19 protein-coding genes and 3 tRNA genes are annotated in these 19,451 nt (G+C 69.7%); 21 read left to right on the top strand and 1 reads right to left on the bottom strand.

The window, feature by feature from the left end:
- The first annotated feature begins 2 nt into the window (after positions 1-2).
- The 21 genes from VFR64_18265 (at position 3) to VFR64_18165 (ending at position 18,702) form a co-directional block, all read left to right on the top strand.
- The gene (locus VFR64_18265; GenBank protein HET9491682.1) at positions 3-1,121 is read left to right on the top strand and encodes a hypothetical protein; all 1,119 of its coding nucleotides are present in this window, start codon (positions 3-5) and stop codon (positions 1,119-1,121) included.
- Positions 1,122-1,197: 76 nt separating this feature from the next.
- A complete protein-coding gene (gene glp / locus VFR64_18260) occupies positions 1,198-2,514 on the top strand; it encodes a gephyrin-like molybdotransferase Glp (GenBank protein HET9491681.1) in 1,317 nt (438 codons plus the stop codon).
- A gap of 29 nt (positions 2,515-2,543) precedes the next feature.
- Complete coding sequence (gene ybgF, locus VFR64_18255) at positions 2,544-3,317, top strand: tol-pal system protein YbgF (protein ID HET9491680.1); 774 nt, start codon at positions 2,544-2,546, stop codon at positions 3,315-3,317.
- A 74-nt stretch (positions 3,318-3,391) separates the two neighbouring features.
- A complete protein-coding gene (gene dprA / locus VFR64_18250; protein HET9491679.1) occupies positions 3,392-4,285 on the top strand; it encodes a DNA-processing protein DprA in 894 nt (297 codons plus the stop codon).
- On the top strand, positions 4,285-6,558 hold the full coding sequence (gene topA, locus VFR64_18245) for a type I DNA topoisomerase (GenBank protein HET9491678.1): 2,274 nt from the start codon (positions 4,285-4,287) through the stop codon (positions 6,556-6,558). The genes dprA and topA overlap by 1 nt, the downstream gene beginning before the upstream one ends.
- Complete coding sequence (gene xerA / locus VFR64_18240; GenBank protein ID HET9491677.1) at positions 6,555-7,442, top strand: site-specific tyrosine recombinase/integron integrase; 888 nt, start codon at positions 6,555-6,557, stop codon at positions 7,440-7,442. Before topA ends, xerA begins: the two co-directional genes overlap by 4 nt.
- Before the next feature lie 159 nt (positions 7,443-7,601).
- A complete protein-coding gene (gene hslV, locus VFR64_18235) occupies positions 7,602-8,126 on the top strand; it encodes an ATP-dependent protease subunit HslV (GenBank protein ID HET9491676.1) in 525 nt (174 codons plus the stop codon).
- Positions 8,123-9,472 (top strand): ATP-dependent protease ATPase subunit HslU, encoded by a 1,350-nt coding sequence (hslU, locus tag VFR64_18230; protein ID HET9491675.1) that lies wholly within the window; start codon positions 8,123-8,125, stop codon positions 9,470-9,472. The genes hslV and hslU overlap by 4 nt, the downstream gene beginning before the upstream one ends.
- Positions 9,473-9,566: 94 nt before the next feature.
- Positions 9,567-10,400, top strand: coding sequence for an acetylglutamate kinase (gene argB / locus VFR64_18225; protein ID HET9491674.1), 834 nt, complete (start codon positions 9,567-9,569; stop codon positions 10,398-10,400).
- Positions 10,400-11,596 carry an aspartate aminotransferase family protein gene (locus tag VFR64_18220; protein ID HET9491673.1) on the top strand — a complete coding sequence of 399 codons (1,197 nt, stop codon included), beginning with the start codon at positions 10,400-10,402 and terminating at the stop codon, positions 11,594-11,596. The genes argB and VFR64_18220 overlap by 1 nt, the downstream gene beginning before the upstream one ends.
- Entirely contained in the window at positions 11,593-12,516 is a 924-nt protein-coding gene (argF, locus tag VFR64_18215) for an ornithine carbamoyltransferase (GenBank protein HET9491672.1), read from the top strand. Before VFR64_18220 ends, argF begins: the two co-directional genes overlap by 4 nt.
- Positions 12,509-13,714: an argininosuccinate synthase gene (locus tag VFR64_18210; protein HET9491671.1), complete on the top strand. Its 1,206-nt coding sequence runs from the start codon at positions 12,509-12,511 to the stop codon at positions 13,712-13,714. The genes argF and VFR64_18210 overlap by 8 nt, the downstream gene beginning before the upstream one ends.
- Positions 13,715-13,717: 3 nt before the next feature.
- On the top strand, positions 13,718-14,449 hold the full coding sequence (locus tag VFR64_18205; GenBank protein HET9491670.1) for a 2-phosphosulfolactate phosphatase: 732 nt from the start codon (positions 13,718-13,720) through the stop codon (positions 14,447-14,449).
- A 37-nt stretch (positions 14,450-14,486) separates the two neighbouring features.
- Positions 14,487-15,056 (top strand): CDP-diacylglycerol--glycerol-3-phosphate 3-phosphatidyltransferase, encoded by a 570-nt coding sequence (gene pgsA / locus VFR64_18200; GenBank protein HET9491669.1) that lies wholly within the window; start codon positions 14,487-14,489, stop codon positions 15,054-15,056.
- Positions 15,053-15,655 (top strand): glycerol-3-phosphate 1-O-acyltransferase PlsY, encoded by a 603-nt coding sequence (plsY, locus tag VFR64_18195; protein ID HET9491668.1) that lies wholly within the window; start codon positions 15,053-15,055, stop codon positions 15,653-15,655. Before pgsA ends, plsY begins: the two co-directional genes overlap by 4 nt.
- Entirely contained in the window at positions 15,652-16,644 is a 993-nt protein-coding gene (locus tag VFR64_18190; GenBank protein HET9491667.1) for an NAD(P)H-dependent glycerol-3-phosphate dehydrogenase, read from the top strand. The genes plsY and VFR64_18190 overlap by 4 nt, the downstream gene beginning before the upstream one ends.
- Positions 16,645-16,656: 12 nt before the next feature.
- Positions 16,657-17,655 carry a galactose-1-phosphate uridylyltransferase gene (galT, locus tag VFR64_18185; protein HET9491666.1) on the top strand — a complete coding sequence of 333 codons (999 nt, stop codon included), beginning with the start codon at positions 16,657-16,659 and terminating at the stop codon, positions 17,653-17,655.
- A 57-nt stretch (positions 17,656-17,712) separates the two neighbouring features.
- Positions 17,713-17,787: transfer RNA gene (locus VFR64_18180), tRNA-Gly, on the top strand.
- Positions 17,788-17,815: 28 nt separating this feature from the next.
- Positions 17,816-17,891 (top strand) — tRNA-Cys (locus VFR64_18175).
- A gap of 79 nt (positions 17,892-17,970) precedes the next feature.
- Positions 17,971-18,057: transfer RNA gene (locus tag VFR64_18170), tRNA-Leu, on the top strand.
- Complete coding sequence (locus VFR64_18165) at positions 18,028-18,702, top strand: helix-turn-helix domain-containing protein (GenBank protein HET9491665.1); 675 nt, start codon at positions 18,028-18,030, stop codon at positions 18,700-18,702. The genes VFR64_18170 and VFR64_18165 overlap by 30 nt, the downstream gene beginning before the upstream one ends.
- Here the strand turns inward: VFR64_18165 and VFR64_18160 are convergent.
- On the bottom strand, positions 18,699-19,343 hold the full coding sequence (locus VFR64_18160) for a YdcF family protein (GenBank protein HET9491664.1): 645 nt from the start codon (positions 19,341-19,343) through the stop codon (positions 18,699-18,701). The genes VFR64_18165 and VFR64_18160 overlap by 4 nt on opposite strands.
- Between the last annotated feature and the right edge of the window lie 108 nt (positions 19,344-19,451).

Raw genomic sequence — 19,451 nt, 5'->3', positions numbered from 1 at the left:
CCGTGACGGCGGTGTGGGGCGTCCTGGTGGCGCTGGGGGCGCTGGCCTTCCTGCTCGGAGTGAACTCCGCCGACGCTGCCCGGGTCTGGTGCGTGTATCTGGCGAACCTGGTCTTCTGGGGGGGCCTGGCCGTCACCGGACCGGCCATCGCCGGCATGATGCAGCTCACCGAAGCCCGGTGGTCGCCGAGCGTCCGTCGTCTGGCGCTCACCACCGCCGGCTTCCTGCCCGCGGCCTTCGTGCTGCTCCTGTTCTTGATCCTCGGACAGGACGCGCTCTACGGTCGCTGGCTCCACCCGCCGGCAGAAATCGAGGCCCTGGTGGCCCGGAAGGCCGCCTGGCTCAACGCGCCGTTCTTCTGGGCCCGTACGCTCGTCGCCGCCGCGGCACTGTTCGCCGTCGCCTTCGCGTTCGTGCGCCTGCTCGTGCGCGCTCCCGCGCATGCCGGGAACGAGGCGGAGCAAAGCCGGCGCAATCGCCTGGCCGTCGTGCTCCTCATGTTGTGGGTGGTCACGATCTCGCTGTGGGGGTTCGACCTCGTGATGTCGCTGGATCCCAGCTGGTACAGCGGCCTCTTCGGCGGATACTTCGTCGTGTCCACGCTCTACACGGGGTTCGCGCTCCTGGCCATCCACACCGTGCGCGCCAACGCGCGTGGGCTGGCCACGGTCCCCCCGGGCGCCGTGCAGGACGTGGCGAAGCTGCAGTTCGCCCTGTCGATCATGTGGATGTACTTCTTCTGGTCCCAGTACCTGGTGATCTGGTACGGCAACGTGCCGATCGAGACCCGCTTCGTGGTGGCCCGGTTCTTCGTCCAGCCCTGGCAGACGCTGGCCTGGGTGGTCATGGTCGTGGGTTGGCTGATTCCCTTCATGTATCTGCTCAAGCGCCTGACGGGGCGGCCGCCCCAGCGGCACACCCCGCTGGTGGTGATGGCGGTGTTCGGCCTGGTCGGTATCTTCCTGGAGCGCTTGCTCGTCATCGTGCCCTCGGTCCTGCCTCAGGCGGCCGGGTTCCCCCTGGGCTGGCGCGAGCTGCTCATCAGCGCCGGCTTCCTCGCGCTCTTCGTGCTGAGCCGACGCTGGTTCTTCGCCCGCTTCCGGCCGGTTCTGGATATTTAACCGGGCACGGGCACCCGGGCTTCGCCACGCCCGTGCCCCCACGGAATCACCGGCAGCGGTTCTTCATGCAGCTGCCGTGAGTCACGACGACAGGGGACGCTGTCCCGGCGTCGGCTCCACCGGGCACGGGCACCCGGGCTTCGCCACGCCCGTGCCCCCACGGAATCACCGGCAGCGGTTGTACACTAGCGCCGTGCTGACCGTGGAGGAGGCCCTCGCTCAGATCCTGGCCCGGGCCCGTCCCCTCGAGACGGAGCGTGTGGCTCTGGACGCGGCGCTCGGCCGTGTGCTCGCCGAGCCCGTCATCTCGCGACGTGAGATTCCACCCTGGCCGAACTCGTCGATGGACGGGTACGCCGTGCGAGCAGCCGACACCGTGAGTGCTCCAGTCACGCTGGTGGTGACAGCCCGGATCACGGCCGGCGTCCTTCCCGCGCGGCGGCTGCAGTCCGGGGAAGCGGCGCGCATCTTCACCGGGGCACCGCTCCCCGACGGCGCCGACGCCGTCGTGCCCCAGGAAGATGTGCAGGCCGAGGCCGATCGCATCCGTATCGCCCGCGCCGTGGCCGCGGGAACGTTCGTCCGTCCCCGTGGCGAGGACGTGCGGGCGGGGGACCGCGTCCTGGAGCCGGGGCGACTGATTCGCGCTGCCGAGGTGGGGCTCCTGGCGACGCTGGGTCACTCGCCGGTCCTCGTCCACCGCCGGCCGCTGGTCGCCGTGCTCTCCACGGGCAACGAGCTGGCCGATCTGGGTGCCGAGCCGACGCCGGCACAGATTCCGAACACCAATACCTATTCGCTGGCTGCGCAGGCACGGGAAGCCGGCGCCGAGGTGGTCAATCTCGGCGTTGCCCCGGATCGGCTCGAGGCGATCGAGGAGCGCATCGGCTGGGGACGGACAGCGGACATCCTCGTCTCCTCGGCCGGCGTGTCGGTCGGCGAGCTGGACCTCGTGCGCGAGGCCTTGAGCCGCTCGGGGGCCGAGCTGCACCTGTGGCAGGTCTCCATGCGGCCCGGCAAACCGATCACGTTCGGGACACGTGGTCGTCAGCTGATCTTCGGCTTGCCCGGCAACCCCGTGTCGGCGATGGTGACCTTCGAGCTGTTCGTCCGTCCGGCGCTGCTGCGGCTCGCCGGCTACGAGCGGGTCAGCCGTCCGCGGCTCCGCGCCCGGGCGCTCGATCCGATCCCCAACCCCGGACATCGACGCGGCTACCTGCGCGTCACGCTCGTGCGCGAGGGCGACGAGCTCTGGGCGCGACTGACCGGCGAACAGGGTTCGGGGATCCTGACCTCGATGGTTCAGGCCGACGGACTGGCCATCGTGGCCGGGGACACGGTTGTGGCAAAAGGCGACAAGTTAGAAATCATCGTTTTACGCGATGTTAGCTAGATACACCTGTGGCTGAACTGTAAGCGAGCATGACACGGGCGTTCTGGTCCGTCGCCGCGCTGATGGTCCTCGTCAGTGGATGCGGAGCAAACGCCAAGACCGTCCGGCAGCTCCAGGCGGAGCTCGAGACGCTCAAGGGTGAGCTCACGACGCTCCGCCAGGCCCACGACATCACCTTCCGCGACGCGGCGGCGTTGAGGGGGAGCGTCCAGGCGCTGGAAAGCGAGCTGGCCGGGTTGCGGGGCGCCGTGGCGGAGACGGCCGATGGCGTCCGCCAGCTCACGGGTCGGGTGGCGAGGCTCGAGGGAAGCGCGCCCACGCCTGTCGCGGTTGCCGTGCCGGTGCCGCTGTCGACGCCACCGGCCGAGCGGCCCGCGCGCGACGGTACCGTCCGCGGCACCGCCACACGGGTGGCGGCCGCCGAAACGGCGTACCAGGCGGCGCTCGCCAGCTTTCGTGCCCGCGAGTACGGCCAGGCGGTCCTCGATTTTCTGGACTTCGTCGCCAAGCACCCCAAGCATTCGCTCGCCGCCAGCGCGCAGTACTGGATCGGAGAGGCGTATTACATCCAGCAAGACTGGCGCCAGTCGCTCGTGGAGTTCGAGCGCGTCTTCCGGCACAACCCGCCGGATGGACGGGCCGCCGACGCGCTGCTCAAGATCGGCCTCTGCCACGCAAATCTGCGCGAGGCCGCCCGCGCCCGCGCGGCCTGGCAGCGTGTCGTGCGGGAGCATCCCGACTCCGACGCCGCCGCCAAGGCGGGAAAACTGCTTTCCGCCAGCCGCGTCCCGGCGCCTCGCTAGCCGTTCACGACGTTCGGCGTATCGGGTTCGGATTCTTGACCGGGCGATCGCGGCCAGGCAATGTGGCCCGAGCCGTGCAGACCTTCGCCCTCGATCCCGGCGACGTGCGCTATCCCGCGCTCCTCGCCGCTATCCCGGCGCCGCCCGCGCTCTGGGTACGCGGGACACTCGTTGCCGAGGACGCGCTGGCGATCGCCATCGTGGGAACGCGGCGGGCCAGCGCGTACGGCCTCGCCGTCGCCGAGCGACTGGCCTTCGATCTAGCCGCGCGGGGCGTGACCATCGTCAGCGGGCTGGCCCGGGGCATCGATACCGCCGCTCATCGCGGCGCGCTCGCTGCCCGCGGCCGCACGCTGGCCGTTCTGGGCAGCGGCATCGACCTCGTCTACCCGCCGGAGAGCCGCGCGCTCGCCGAGGAGATCGCCGTCCACGGCGCGCTGGTGTCGCAATTCGCGCCGGGGACGGCGCCGCTGGCCTGGCATTTCCCGGCCCGAAACCGCACCCTGGCCGGGCTCGCGCTCGGGGTCGTCGTGGTCGAAGCGCCCGAGCGCTCGGGAGCGCTCATCACCGCATCCCAGGGCGGCGAGCTCGGCCGCGAAGTGTTCGCCGTTCCAGGCCAAATCACGTCGCCCGCGAGCCAGGGCGCGAATGCCCTCATTCAGGACGGTGCTAAACTGATACGCAGTTGGCAGGACGTCGTGCAAGAATTGCCAGACGAATGGCGCCGCGCAGTCCGCGCGCCATCGCCGGGCGCAGAAGCCGATCTCCCGGCGGTCGACAGCGACGAGGCACGTGTCCTGGCGTTGCTCAGCACAGACGAGCCGCAGCACATCGAGGTGCTGATCACGCGGACTGGCTGCGGCCCCGGGCGCGTGGCCGCGGCACTGATCGCCCTCGAGCTCAATGGTCGAGTCCGACAGCTCGACGGCCAGCGCTGGGTGACGATTCCGTGTGGAGGGAGAGCGTAGTGGCGAAAGCCCTGGTGGTGGTGGAGTCGCCGACGAAGGTCAAGACGATCCAGAAGTATCTGGACTCGAAGTACATCGTCAAGGCCTCGATGGGCCACGTCCGCGATCTGCCCAAGTCGTCGCTCGGGGTGGACCCCAAGCGCAACTTCAAGCCGAAGTACGTCGTCACCCCCGGCAAGAAGAAGGTGCTGGACGACCTCAAGAAGGCGGCCGAGCGAGCCGACATCCTCTACGTCGCCACCGACCCCGATCGCGAAGGAGAAGCCATCGGCTGGCATCTCGCCCAGGAGCTGCGCGTCGACAAGCGCAAGGTCTACCGCGTCGCCTTCAACGAGATCACCGAGCGTGCCGTCAAAGCGGCCTTCCAGAAGCCCGGCAAGATCGATCTCAAGAAGGTCGACGCCCAGCAGGCGCGCCGCGTGCTCGACCGTCTCGTGGGCTACAGCCTGTCGCCGCTGCTGTGGGAGAAGGTGCAGCGGGGCCTGTCGGCGGGCCGCGTCCAGTCCGTGGCCGTACGCCTGATCGTCGATCGCGAGCGAGCCATCCAGGCGTTCCGGCCGGAAGAATACTGGTCGCTCCACGCCCGTCTGCGCGCCCAGCAGCCGCCGGAGTTCGTGGCCACGCTCAAGGAGGTGGGCGGCGAGAAGCCGGTCCTGCCCGACGAGGCGACCACCCGGGCGCTCATGGCCAGCCTGGAGGGTGCCCGCTTCGTGGTGCGGAGCGTGACGCGCGGGGAACGCCGGCGCAATCCGGCCGCGCCCTTCATCACGTCCACGCTGCAGCAGGATGCCGGCCGCAAGCTGGGGTTCTCGGCCAGGAAAACCATGACGGTGGCCCAGCAGCTCTACGAGGGCGTGGAGCTGGGTGCCGATGGCCAGGTCGGGCTCATCACCTATATGCGGACCGACTCCGTCCGGGTGAGCCGGGAGGCGCAGGAGCAGGCGCGCGCGTGGGTCAGCAGCCGTTTGGGCCGGGAGTACGTGCCGGACGCGGCACCGACCTACAAGTCGCGCGGCAGCGCCCAGGAAGCTCACGAGGCCGTCCGGCCGACCGACGTCGAGCGTGACCCGCGTTCGGTGGCCCGGTCCCTCACCCGAGATCAGCTCGGCCTCTACCGGCTCATCTGGGAGCGGTTCCTGGCGAGCCAGATGGTGCCCGCCGTGTACGACACGGTGAGCGCCGACATCGACGCCGTCCCCGCCGGGGCGGCGGCGCCGAACGCCGGGCGCTGTCTGTTCCGGGCCCAGGGGCAGACGCTGAAGTTCAAGGGGTTCACCGCGGTCTATGTGGAGAGCCGGGAAGACGACGCCGTCGGCGAGGAGGACAGCGAGAGCCCGGTGCCGGTGCTCGCCGAGGGCGAGGTGCTCGCCGTGCTCGGGCTGGACCCCAAGCAGCATTTCACCCAGCCGCCACCCCGCTACACGGAGGCGGCCCTGATCAAGACCCTGGAAGAGCTGGGGATCGGGCGGCCGTCCACCTACGCCTCCATCCTCGGCACCATCATTCACGATCGCGGCTACGTCCGGCGGGAGCGGCGCACGCTGTTCCCGACCGAGCTGGGCATCGCCGTCACCGACAAGCTGCTGCCGTACTTCCCGGAGATCATGGACGTCGAGTTCACCGCCCAGATGGAGGACCACCTCGACAAGGTCGAGGAGGGCGAGCGGAACTGGGTCCAGACGGTGAAGGAGTTCTACGAGCCCTTCAAGCGGGACCTCGCCCGCGCCAAGCGGGAGATGGCCAACGAGAAGCAGGGCACCCCCACCGGCGAAGCCTGTCCCGAGTGCGGAGGCGAGCTGATCGAGCGGCGTGGGCGGTTCGGCAAGTTCATCGCCTGCTCGACGTATCCCGACTGCCGCTACACCCGCGATCTGAGTGGCGGCGAGCGCGCCGAGGACGAGCCCACGAACGAGACCTGCCCCACCTGCGGCCGGCCCATGGTGATCAAGCGAGGCCGGTTCGGCAAGTTCATCGCCTGCTCGGGCTACCCCGAGTGCAAGACGACCAAGCCGGTGACACTCGGCATCGCCTGCCCCGAGCCCGGCTGCACCGGCGAGCTGGTCGAGCGCCGCTCCAAACGGGGTCGCACCTTCTACGGGTGCTCGGCCTATCCCGGCTGCAAGTTCGTCGTCTGGCAGCGGCCGGTGTCCGAGCCCTGTCCCAAGTGCGGCGCGCCCTTCGTAACGACCCGGATGACGCGAGGCCGAATGGTGTTGACGTGCATCAAGGAGGGCTGCGACTTCCGCCGGGAGGCCGAGTTACCGGTCGGATGAGCGATCCGCTGGAGGCGTTCCTCCGCTACCTCCGCGTGGAGAAGCAGCTGTCCCCCCACACGCTCCGCAGCTACCGCAGTGACCTCGACCAGTTCCGCGCCTTCTGCGCCGAGGCGGCCGCGGGCCCGGTGGTGGGGGACGGCCTGCGCGCTCTCGATGCCCGGATCGTGCGAGCGTGGCTCATGCATCTGCACGGGCGGGGGCTGGAGCCGGCGTCGATCGCTCGCAAGCTGGCGGCCTTGCGGAGCTGGCTCCGGTTCCTCGTCCGTCGGGGCCAGCTTCCCGACAATCCCGCCGCCGACGTCCGCGGCCCGCGCCTGGGCCGCAAGCTGGCCACCTTTCTGCCCATCGAGGAGTCGCAGGCCCTGCTGGATGGGGGGCCCGCTCCCGAGCGGGATCGGGCCGTGCTCGAGTTGCTCTACGCCAGCGGGCTCCGGGTGTCGGAGCTCGCCGGACTGGACCTCGACGACGTGGATCTGGTCCAGCGCACGGTCCGTGTGCTCGGCAAGGGGGGCAAGGAGCGGATCGTCCCCTACGGCGCCCAGGCCGCCGACGCGCTCGACGCGTACCTCCGAACCCGCGGATCCGGGGCCGGGCCGCTGTTCCCGGGCCGGCGGACCCACCGGCTGGGCGTGCGGCGCATCTTCGACATCGTGCGGCGGCGAGCGCGGGCCGCCGGGATCAGCCGGCGGGTGACCCCCCACACGCTGCGCCACACGTTCGCCACGCACCTCCTCGACCGGGGCGCGGATTTGCGGATGATTCAGGAGCTGCTCGGTCACAGCCGGTTGTCGACGACCCAGCGCTACACACACGTGAGCGCGACGCAGCTCTTGCGCGTCTACGACCACGCCCACCCCCGCGCCCGCCGCCAACCCAGTTGATTGATCCCGGGACCGGGCGATGAATTGGGAACATTCGAGATGATCAATCCGGAAAAACAACGAAGCCACGCCGCTCCCCGGCCAGGCCACCCTCGGTCCGAGCCGGCCTCGCGGCCCCCGCTACAACAGAAGCAGCGTTCGCGCGCCTCGGCTGCACCCATCCGCGCCACCACCGTCCTCTGCGTTCGCCATCGCGGCCAGGTGGCGATCGGCGGCGACGGACAGGTCACGATCGGCCAGACCGTCGTCAAGGCGGGCGCGCGCAAGGTCCGCAAGCTCTACCAGGACCGGGTGCTGGCGGGCTTCGCCGGCGCCGCCGCCGACGCCTTCACGCTGTTCGGCCGCTTCGAGGGTCGGCTGGAGGAGTTTCACGGCAACCTGGCCAGGGCCGCCGTCGAGCTGGCCAAGGACTGGCGCGCCGACCGCGTGCTCCGGCGCCTGGAGGCCTTGCTGGCGGTGGCCGATCGCGACCACAGCTTCATCGTGTCGGGGACCGGAGACCTCATCGAGCCCGACGACGGGCTCATCGGCATCGGCTCCGGCGGTCCTTATGCGCTGGCGGCGGCCCGTGCGCTGATCGCCCACACCGAGCTCGACGCCCAGCGCATCGTCAGCGAAGCCATGCGCATCGCGGCGGGTATCTGCGTGTACACTAACGAGCACATCGCGGTCGAGGTGTTGTGAACGCCGGGTTGACGCCTGCACAGATCGTCGCCGAGCTGGACCGCTACATCGTGGGACAGGAGCGGGCCAAGCGCGCCGTCGCCATCGCCCTGCGCAACCGCTGGCGGCGCCAGAACCTTCCCGCCGAGCTCCGCGACGAGGTCGCGCCCAAGAACATCATCATGATCGGGCCCACCGGCGTGGGCAAGACCGAGATCGCCCGCCGTCTGGCCAAGCTGGCCCAGGCGCCCTTCGTCAAGGTCGAGGCCTCCAAGTACACCGAGGTCGGGTACGTGGGGCGCGACGTGGAGTCGATGATCCGGGAGCTGACCGAGCTCGCCGTCAACATGGTCAAGGCCGAGATGGTGGCCGCCGTCCAGGACAAGGCCGAGGACCTCGCCGAGGATCGACTCCTCGACCTGCTGCTGCCCCGCGGCCGCGAGCCCTTCTCCAGCGAGTCGCTCGAGGAAGTCGGGGCAGGAGCGCGCGAAGCCACCCGGGACAAGCTGCGGGCCCAGCTCCGCAGCGGGCGCCTGGACGACCGGATGGTGGAGCTGGAGACCCAGCAACAGGCCATGCCCATGGTGGAGGTCTTCTCCGGACAGGGCATGGAGGAGATGGGCATCAATCTCCGGGACATGCTGTCCAACATCCTGCCCAGCCGCACGAAGCGGCGGCGCCTCCGCGTGGGCGAGGCCCGGCGCCTGCTCGTTCAGGAGGAGGCCCAGAAGCTCGTCGATCACGACGAGGCGGTGAGCCAGGCCGTGCGGCGGGTGGAGAACTCCGGCATCGTGTTCGTCGACGAGCTCGACAAGGTGGCCGGGCGCGAGGGCGGGCGCGGCCCGGATGTCAGCCGCGAAGGCGTGCAGCGCGACCTGCTGCCCATCGTCGAGGGCTCGGCCGTCACCACCAAGTACGGCATCGTCCGTACGGACCACATCCTGTTCATCGCGGCGGGGGCCTTCCACGTCACCAAGCCGTCGGATCTCATCCCGGAACTCCAGGGCCGCTTCCCCATCCGTGTGGAGCTAGACCCCTTGACGCGGAACGATTTCGTCCGCATTCTGACGGAGCCCCGGAACGCCTTGATCACGCAATACGTGGAGCTGCTGAAGACGGAGGCGGTGAGCTTGCGATTCACGCCGGACGCCATCGAGGCGGTGGCCGACATCGCCACGCGGGTGAACACGGCCACCGAGAACATCGGGGCTCGCCGTCTCTACACCATTATGGAGCGACTCCTGGACGAAGTCTCGTTCGGCGCTCCCGATCTGGGCGGCAAAGAGATCACCGTGGACGCCGACTACGTCCATCAGCGGCTGGGCGACATCGCGCGCGATCAAGACCTGTCGCGCTACATCCTGTGAGAGGCGGCTCACCGGTGAACGCGGCCATGCGACCGGCAGCCGAAGGGGGGCGGAGCCTGTGAACATCGACGCCCTGCGCCGGGCCGAGATCCTGATGGAGGCGCTGCCCTACATCCGGGAGTTTCGCGGCAAGACCATCGTCATCAAGTACGGCGGCTCGGCCATGGAGCAGGGCGACCTCAAGCAGACGTTCGCCCTCGACGTCATTCTCCTGAAGCTGGTCGGCATCAACCCGGTGATCGTCCATGGCGGCGGCCCGCAGATCGGCGCCCTCATGAAGCGGTTGGGGAAGGAACCCCGTTTCGTGGGCGGCATGCGGGTGACCGACGAGGAGACCATGGAGATCGTGGAGATGGTGCTGGTGGGCAAGATCAACAAGGAGATCGTCGCGCTCATCAACCACCACGGGGGCCGCGCCGTGGGCCTCTCCGGCAAGGACGCCGACCTGATCCGGGCCCGCCGGCGGCCCCACCGGCTGCCGTCGGGCGAGGAAGTCGACATCGGCCTCGTCGGCGAGGTGGAGTCCGTGAACCCCGAGCCGATCCGGCTGCTGGAAGAGCACGGCTTCATCCCGGTCATCGCCCCGGTCGCCGTGGGTGACCACGGCAACAGCTACAACGTCAACGGCGATCTGGCGGCCGGGGAAGTGGCCGCGGCGCTGGCCGCGGAGAAGCTGATCCACCTCACCGACGTGCAGGGCATTCTGGACGGCGCCGGCCGGCTGGTGAGCACGCTCGCCCGCAAGGAAGCCGAGCGCCTGATGCAGGAGGGTGTGATCGAGGGCGGCATGCTGCCCAAGGTGGAGTCCGCGTTGCGGGCGCTCACCGGGGGCAGCGCCAAGGCCCACATCGTCGACGGCCGGGTCCCCCATGCCATCCTGCTCGAGCTGTTCACCCGCGAAGGCATTGGAACCGAGATCGTGCTCTGATGGACACCAAGACCCTGCTCGAGTGGTCGGCCCGCTATCACACGCCCAACTACGGTCGGGCTCCCATCTGCATCGTCCGCGGCGAGGGCGCGCGGCTATGGGATTCCGACGGCCGCGAGTACCTGGATTTCACCGCCGGCATCGCGGTGACCGCGCTCGGGCACTGCCATCCCCGGGTGACCGGCGCCATCCGGGAGGCGGCCGCCACGCTGCTGCACGTGTCGAACCTGTTCCACACCGCGCCGCAGATCCACCTGGCCAAGCTCCTGTGCGAGCACTCCTTCGCGGATCGGGTGTTCTTCTGCAACTCGGGGGCCGAGGCCAACGAGGCCGCGCTGAAGCTCGCCCGCAAATACGCCAAGGAGCGGTTCGCCTCCGACCGCTACGAGGTGATCGCGACGCGCGAGTCCTTCCACGGGCGGACCCTGGCCACCGTGACGGCCACCGGCCAGGAGAAGTACCAGCACGGCTTCGAGCCGCTCATGCCGGGCTTCAAGCACGTGCCCTACAACGACCTCCGGGCCATGGCGCGCGCGATCGACAACCGCACGGCCGCGATCCTCGTCGAGCCCATCCAGGGCGAGGGCGGCGTCAACGTCCCCGACGACGACTATCTGCCCGGGCTCCGCAAGCTCTGCGACGAGTCCGGCGCGTTGCTCATCTTCGACGAGATTCAGACGGGGGTGGGGCGGACCGGGCGCCTGTGGGGTTACCAGCACTCCGACATCGAGCCCGACATCATGACGTTGGCCAAGGCGCTGGCCAACGGCGTCCCCATCGGCGCCATGCTGGCGCGCGAGGACGTCGCCCGGGCCCTGACCGCGGGCAGCCACGCATCGACATTCGGCGGGACGCCCTTCGTCGCCTCGGTGGCGCTGGCCGCGCTGAGCACGGTGATCGGCGACAAGCTACCCGAGCGCGCCGATCGGCTCGGCCGCGGCCTCATGGATGGCCTCCGGGCCATGGCGCGCCGGCGCTCGATCATCCGCGAGGTCCGCGGACGTGGCCTGCTCATCGGCGCCGAGCTCCGGCAGGCCGCCGGCCCCGTGGTCGACGCCTGCCGGGAGCGAGGCCTCCTGGTCCTGACGGCCGGCGAGCGGGTGCTGCGCCTGGCCCCGCCGCTGATCGTGGACGAGCAGGACTGTCAGCGAGCCCTCGACACGATCGACGCCGTCCTCGACGCGACGGGGGCATGACCCACTTCCTCTCGGCCGGCGACCTCACGCCGGAGCGGTCGCTGCACCTCTTCAGAATCGCCGCCGCCCTCAAGCAGCGGTGGAAGACCGGCGACCGGGCGACGCCTCTGGCCGGGCGGACGCTGGCCCTGATCTTCGAGAAACCCTCGCTCCGCACACGCGTGACGTTCGAGGTGGGGATCGTTCAGCTCGGCGGCCGCGCCGTCTATCTCGCCGGCAGCGAGGTCGGCATGGGCACCCGGGAGTCCGTTCCCGACGTGGCCCGCAATCTCTCGCGCTGGGTGGACGGCATCGCGGCCCGCGTCCACGCCCATTCCAGCGTCGAGACGCTGGCCCGCCACGCTACCGTCCCCGTCATCAACGGGCTCAGCGACGTCGAGCACCCCTGCCAGGCGCTGGCCGACTACTTCACCCTGTGGGAGCGTGGCCTCGACCTGGCCACGACGCGGCTGGCCTGGATCGGCGATGGCAACAACGTGTGCCACTCGGTGATGCTGCTGGGCGCCCTGCTCGGCACGGAGGTCGCGGTGGCCTGCCCCCCCGGCTACGAGCCGGCCGCCGACGTGCAGGCACGCGCGCGCAGCCTGGGCAGCCGGCTGACCATCACGGCTGACCCCCGGGAGGCCGCCACCGACGCCGACATCCTCTACACCGACACCTGGATCAGCATGGGCCAGGAAGCGGAGCGGGAGCGGCGCCGCGAGGCGTTCAGTCGTTACCAGATCAACGACCGCGTGGTGGGCTTCGCCAAGCGCAGCGTGCTCGTGATGCACTGCCTGCCCGCTCACCGGGGTGAGGAGATCACCGACGCCGTCCTCGACGGGCCTCACAGCATCGTGCTGGACCAGGCCGAGAACCGCCTGCACGCGCAGAAGGCCATCATCCTGGAGCTGCTGGGAGGCTCCCTCGACGATGTCTGATCCCAAGCGAGTCGTCCTGGCGTACTCGGGAGGGCTCGACACCTCGGTGATCCTGCGCTGGCTCAAGGAGCGCTACCACTGCGAGGTCGTCGCCTTCTGCGCCGATCTGGGGCAGGGCGAGGAGCTCCTGACCGTCCGCGACAAGGCCCTGCGCACGGGGGCGGCAGCAGTGCACATCGTCGACCTGCGCGAGGAATTCGTCCGGGACTTCATCTTTCCCATGCTGCGGGCCAACGCCGTTTACGAGGGCGGCTACCTGCTCGGCACGTCGATCGCCCGGCCGCTCATCGCCCGGGCCCAGGTGGAGGTGGCCCTGCGCGAGGGCGCGGATGCCGTGGCCCACGGCGCCACCGGCAAGGGCAACGATCAGGTGCGCTTCGAGCTGACCTATGCCGCGCTGGCGCCCCACTTGCGGGTGATCGCCCCCTGGCGGGAGTGGGAGCTCGGCTCGCGGTCGGCTCTGCTCGAGTTCGCTCGCCGGCACGACATCCCCGTGCCGGTCACCGTCGAGCGGCCGTACTCCACGGACCGGAATCTCTTTCACATCTCCTACGAGGGCGGCATCCTCGAAGATCCCTGGACCGAGCCGCCCGACAAGATGTTCCTGCTCACCAACTCCCCCGAAGCGGCTCCCGACGTGCCGGTCGCGGTGACTGTGGACTTCGAGCGCGGCGATCCGGTGGCGGTGGACGGCCAGCGACTGGGGCCGGTGGCTCTCCTCGAGCGGCTGAACCAGGTCGGGGCCGAGCACGGGATCGGCCGCCTGGACCTGGTCGAGAACCGCTTCGTGGGCATGAAGTCTCGGGGGGTGTACGAGACCCCGGGCGGCACCATTCTGCACGCCGCCCGGCGGGCGGTGGAGTCGCTCGCCCTCGACCGAGAGCTGTTGCACCTGCGTGACTCGCTGGTGCCGCGCTACGCCGAGATGATCTACTACGGGTTCTGGTTCGCGCCGGAGCGCCGGGCCCTGCAGGCGCTACTCGACGAGTGTGCCCAGGACGTCACCGGCACCGCGCGCCTGAAGCTCTACAAGGGCCAGGTCACCGTGACGGGTCGGCGGTCGCCCCGCTCGCTGTACCGGACAGACTTCGCCACCTTCGAGGCCGACTCGGTCTATCGCCAGCGCGACGCCGAGGGCTTCATCGCTCTGAATGCGCTGCGCCTGAGGATCCGCGCGCTGCGGGACCGCCAGAGCTAATCTGTGCGCATCGATGTGGTGCCCACCGCGGAGGCACTGGCGAGCGCCCACGTCGAGTCGCGCACGGTCCTCGTCGTCGACATCCTCCGGGCCAGCACCAGCATGATCGCGGCCCTGACCAACGGCTGTGAGAGTCTCATCCCCGTCGCCGACCCCGAGACCGCCCGCCGCGTGGCCGAAACATTGCCGCCGGCATCGTGGTTGCTCGCCGGCGAGCGGCGGGGCGAGCCCATTGCCGGCTTCGACCTGGGCAACTCCCCGCTCGAATACGCCGCCGAGCGTGTGGCGGGGCGGACCATCGTGCTGTCCACGAGCAACGGCACGCGGGCCCTGCTGGCGGCCCGGCGGGCGCTGGCCATCGGGGTGGGGGCCCTGGTCAACCTCGGAGCGGCGGCCGAGTGGGCCCTGGCCGGCGGTCGCGAGATCCTGGTGGCGTGCGCCGGCGAGCGCGGCCGGACGTCACTGGAGGACCTGGTGGCGGCCGGGCTGCTCGTGGAGCGGATGACCGGCCACGAGCCGGCCCTGGCGCCGACGCCGGCGGCCCGCGAGGCCATGCGGGAGGCGGCCGGCTATGGCAAGGACGTCACCCGACTCGCCGAGGCCTCGTCGTGGGCGCGCCACCTCGCCCGCCGCGGCCGGGGGGCCGACGTCGCCGCCTGCCTGCTCCTCGACACGACGACGCTGGTGCCCGTGTACCGGCCGGAAATTGACAAGGTCGTTCGCGGACCTCGATAATGCCCGGAGTGACGCGTCGCACGCGCGGGGTGCGGACGTGAACTTGCCGATCGGTCTCACGCTGACGCGGATCATCGCCGTCCCTCTCCTCATCGTCTTCCTCATCTCGTCGTCTCGGGTCCACGCGGTGATCGCCGCGGCCATTTTCATCCTGGCCTCGCTGACCGACTGGGCAGACGGGGTCCTGGCCCGTCGGCGCAACCAGGTGACCACGCTGGGGACGCTGCTAGACCCCATCGCCGACAAGCTGCTGGTGGCCGCCGCCCTGGTCTCGCTGCTGCAGATCGACAAGATCGCCGCCTGGATCGTGGTCGTCATCATCGGCCGGGAGCTGGCGGTCACCGGGTTACGGGCGGTCGCCGGCAGCGTGGGGGTCATCGTGCCGGCCTCGCGGCTGGCCAAGTGGAAGACGGTCAGCCAGTTCGCCGCCATCACCCTGCTCATCATCGAGAAGAGCGTGGGGGCCCCGATGTTCCACCACACCGCCACCGCCGTGCTGTGGTGCGCGGTGGCCCTGACCGTCGTGTCGGGTGTCGATTACTTCTACCGCTTCTTCCGGAAGGCTGATTACCGCGCGATCGTGCCGGACGAAGACCGCTGGTCGTGACATTTCTGGCCGGCGCGCTCACAGCCTATCTCATCGGCGCCATTCCCATCGGCTTCCTGGTGGCGCGCGCCTTCGGTATCGTCGACGTCCGCTCCCACGGCAGTGGAAACATCGGAGCCGCCAACGTGCTGCGGACGGCGGGGCGTCTACCCGGCGTCCTCACGCTCGGCGGGGACATCGCCAAGGGCTTCGTCGCGGTGATGGCGGGGACGGTCGTCGGGGGCGGTGGCCCGGTGGCCTCGGCGTTGGCGGCGGTGGCGGCCATCGTCGGCAATTGCTGGTCGGTGTATCTCCGCTTCCGCGGCGGCAAAGGTGTGGCCACCGGGCTCGGGGCGTTCTTGCGGGTAGCACCCTGGGCCACGGCCCCGGCGGCCCTGGTGTGGCTGGTGACCGCGCTCACGTTTCGCTATGTGTCGCTGGCTTCGCTGATGGCGGCCCTCTGCGTCCCGCTGGGGGCGCTGCTCCTCGGCTACCCGCCAGAGTCCGTGGCCGCCTGCGCGGTGGGGGCGGCCATCGTGATCTATCGCCATCGTGACAACATCGGGCGTCTGCTCGCCGGGACCGAGCGCCGACTCGGCGAGCGACGACAGTCGGCGTGACGGTCGGTGTCGTCGGCGCGGGCAGCTGGGGCACGGCGCTGGCGATCCATCTGGCGCGGGCCGGCACCACCGTCCGGCTCTGGGCCCGCGAGCGCGAAGTGGTGGAGGGCATCCGGACCGCGCGACGCAACCCGATCTACCTGAACGACGTCGACTGTCCGCCGAACATCTGGCCGACCGTCGACCCGGCCGAAGCTCTCCATGACGTGGCGATCGTCGTCCTGGTCGTTCCCTCGGAATTCTTCGGCGCCACGCTGAAGATGCTCGGCCGGGTACCCGTCGGCGCGCCGATCGTCTCGGCGACGAAGGGCCTCGATCCCCGACGCCACCTGCGGATGACCGAGCTGGTCGCCGAGCATTTCCCCCAGGCGTCGGTGGCCGCGCTCTCCGGACCCACGTTCGCTCGCGAAGTGGCCCTGGGCCGGCTCACCGCCTGCGTGATCGCGGCCCGCGACGAGGCCCTGGCCCTCCAGCTCCAGGCCGCGCTCGGCACCCGGGAGTTCCGGCTGTACACCAGCCGTGACGTGGTCGGCGTGGAAGTCGGCGGGGCCCTGAAGAACGTGATCGCCATCGCCACCGGCCTGGCCGACGGACTGGGACTGGGCGAGAATGCGCGCGCCGCGCTGGTCGCTCGAGGGCTCGCCGAGATCACGCGTCTGGGTGTGGCGATGGGCGGCCAGCCCAGGACCCTGGCCGGACTCGCCGGTCTCGGTGATCTCGTCCTGACCTGCACGGGCAGTCTCTCGCGCAACCGCGCGCTCGGCATGGCTCTGGCTCGCGGACAGACGCAAGCCGCGGTCGAAGGCGAGAGCCGGATGATCGCCGAAGGGGCGCGGACGGTGGCCTCGGCGGTGGCGCTGGCCGAGCGCCACGGGGTGGCCCTGCCGATCTGTCAGGAGGTGGCGGCGGTGCTGTTCTCGGGTAAGCCACCCCACGAGGCACTGGCGTCTCTGCTGAGCCGGGCGGCGCGGCCGGAGGAGGAAGCATGAGGGGTGGGCGCCGTGTCTGAGTTGCGCAAGGATCCCGTCGTAGGCCGGTGGGTCATCATCTCGGCCGAGCGGGGCCGGCGCCCGTCTGACTTCGGTCCCGAGCCCGCGCGGCCCCGCCTCGTCAGCTGTGTGTTCTGCCCCGGTCATGAGGACAAGACGCCGCCCGAGATCCTGGCCGGGCGTCCCCCCGGCGGGGAGGCGAACCGCCCGGGCTGGACGTTCCGCGTGGTCTCGAACAAGTTTCCGGCCCTGCGCATCGAGGGGGAGCTGGAGCCCTCGGGAGAGGGGCCGTTCGATCGGATGAACGGGGTGGGGGCCCACGAGGTCGTCATCGAGGCCCCCCAGCACGAGGCCACGCTGGCCACGATGCCGCTCGAGGCCGTGGCCGACGTGCTGCTGGCCTTTCGCGAGCGAATGCTCGACCTCAAAAAGGACCCGCGCTTCCAGTACATCCTGATTTTCAAGAACCACGGCGAGGCGGCCGGAGCGTCGATCGAGCACCCGCATTCCCAGCTCATCGCCACCCCCATCATCCCGATCATGGTCACCGAGGAGCTGGCCGGGGCCGCGCAGTACTACGGGATCAAGGAGCGCTGCGTGTGGTGCGACGTCGTCCGTACGGAGCGCCGGAGCCGCCGGCGGGTGATCCTCGACACCGACGGCTTCGTGGCCCTGGCCCCCTTCGCCCCGCGCTTCCCCTTCGAGGCCTGGATCCTTCCCGCCCGCCACGCCGCGGCCTACGAGGAGTCGTCGGTCGAGGCCCTGCGGGCGCTGGCCGGCGTCCTGGGGAGCTTCCTGCGCCGGATGAACCTGGTCCTCAACGATCCGCCGTTCAATTTCGTGCTGCACACCGCCCCGTTGGGCGAGCCGGCGCGAGAGCACTTCCACTGGCACCTGGAGATCATCCCCAAGCTCACGCGGATCGCCGGTTTCGAGTGGGGCAGTGGGTTTTTCATCAATCCCGTGGCCCCCGAGGATGCGGCGACGGCATTGCGAGAGGCGGCCGGGTAAGTGGGCGGACCGTTTCGCGCCGCGTGGTAAAATACCCCGCGGTCACGGTTAGGGGCTGCGGGAATAGCTCAGTGGTAGAGCACGACCTTGCCAAGGTCGGGGTCGCGGGTTCGAATCCCGTTTCCCGCTCCAGCTCCGGCTTCGGTGGTCCTCGCCTCGAGGCGGCGTAGCCAAGTGGTTAAGGCGGAGGTCTGCAAAACCTCTATTCAGCGGTTCGAATCCGCTCGCCGCCTCCAATTTCTTCCGCCAGTGTACGAGAAGCGAGGCATTGTATTCGCTGTGGGAGCGCCGTAAATGACAGAATAGCGTCGACATGGGGGCGTGGCGAAACGGGCAACCGCGGAGGGCTTAAAACCCTCGGTCCGTAAGGACTTGCAGGTTCGAATCCTGCCGCCCCTACCACTGCTGCTCACAACAACCGAGCGCTCCGCGTACAGCTATCTGCTCGGGATGTACCTCGGCGACGGATATGTGTGCCGGATGCCCCGCACATATCGGCTCGAGATCTATCTTCACCGGAACGATCAGCGCGGCATCCGACAAGCCTCGGTCGCGATCCAGACGCTCCTGCCGAGGCACCGGATTGGACTTCGCCGCCACGGCGGTGCCACCGTCGTGACGTGTTACTTCAAGGGATGGCCTATGCTGTTTCCACAGCATGGTCCCGGCCGAAAGAACGCACGACCCATAGCCCTAGTCGACTGGCAGAGCGCGATCGTTGCGGACTTTCCTGGGGATTTTCTACGCGGCTGCATCGATTCGGATGGTTGTCGCCATCGACGGATCGTCTATGGTCGCAACTACCCCGCATACTCGTTCACCAACCACTCCGAGGACATCCTCGGACTCTTCACGTCGGTCTGTGACGCGATCGGCCTCCGCTGGCGCCGAGCCAACCGGGTGACCATCTCCATCGCGCGCCGGGCCGATGTCGCTCGGCTCGATGCGCTCTTCGCCGGGGCGCTTCGCTCGCCCCAGGCCGAGCGGCCCGCAGCAGCCGCAGACGCAAGCGTGACGGCGGACCAGGTTCCCGAAGCCTGGGTCTAGCGCCCGTCGTACGTCGGCACCGGCTGGCCGAGCAGGAAGTTGGCGATCGCGGCCACCTCGTGGAGGCCCTTTTCGAGCGAACGGCTCGACCTCCACCAGCGGGCGGGGTCGAACTCCTCGAACGGCGTCGGGTGCACCAGGGCCGGAAGCTTCTCCTGATAATACGCGTTCCAGATCATCCGCACCCGTCGTGTATGCGGCGGAGACGTCACCAGGATCACCCGGCGATAGTTCTGGGCCTGCGCGTACTCGAAGTCGATGCCGAGTTCCTCGTCGGTGTTCACGGCGACGCGATCGAGCCGCACCACCGCCTGCCGGGGGACTCCCGCATGGACCAGGGCGCGTAGGGCGCGCTCCTGAAACGGCGGCTCCCCGGCCAGCTCACGGGCCAGCCGCATCGTATCGGGCGGCCGGCTGACGACGATCTCCGGGGCCAGGCCCCGGCGGTAGAGCGACGCCGCCTCGACCAGGCGCGCCGGCCCGGTGCCGGCCAGCACGAAGATGGCGTCGCTCGGCTCGAGCCGGTCGGCGACGACGAGGTACGGACCGATTCTGAGGATCCCCAGGACGAGCAGCGCACAGGCCAGCAGCACGCCCGACCCGAGAAAGAGCGTGGCCCGGCGCCAGCCGGAGAGCTTCATTGGACGAATTCCACCTGGCGGGCTATCTTACCTCTGAATGTTTGCGTCGCCCGGCGCCATCGCCATTCAGATCGGCCCCTTCGCCATCCGCTGGTACGGCATCCTCAT

The sequence above is a fragment of the Candidatus Methylomirabilota bacterium genome (genome assembly GCA_035709005.1).
Lineage (GTDB): Bacteria > Methylomirabilota > Methylomirabilia > Rokubacteriales > CSP1-6 > 40CM-4-69-5.
This window is presented reverse-complemented; position numbering and strand designations above follow the sequence as displayed.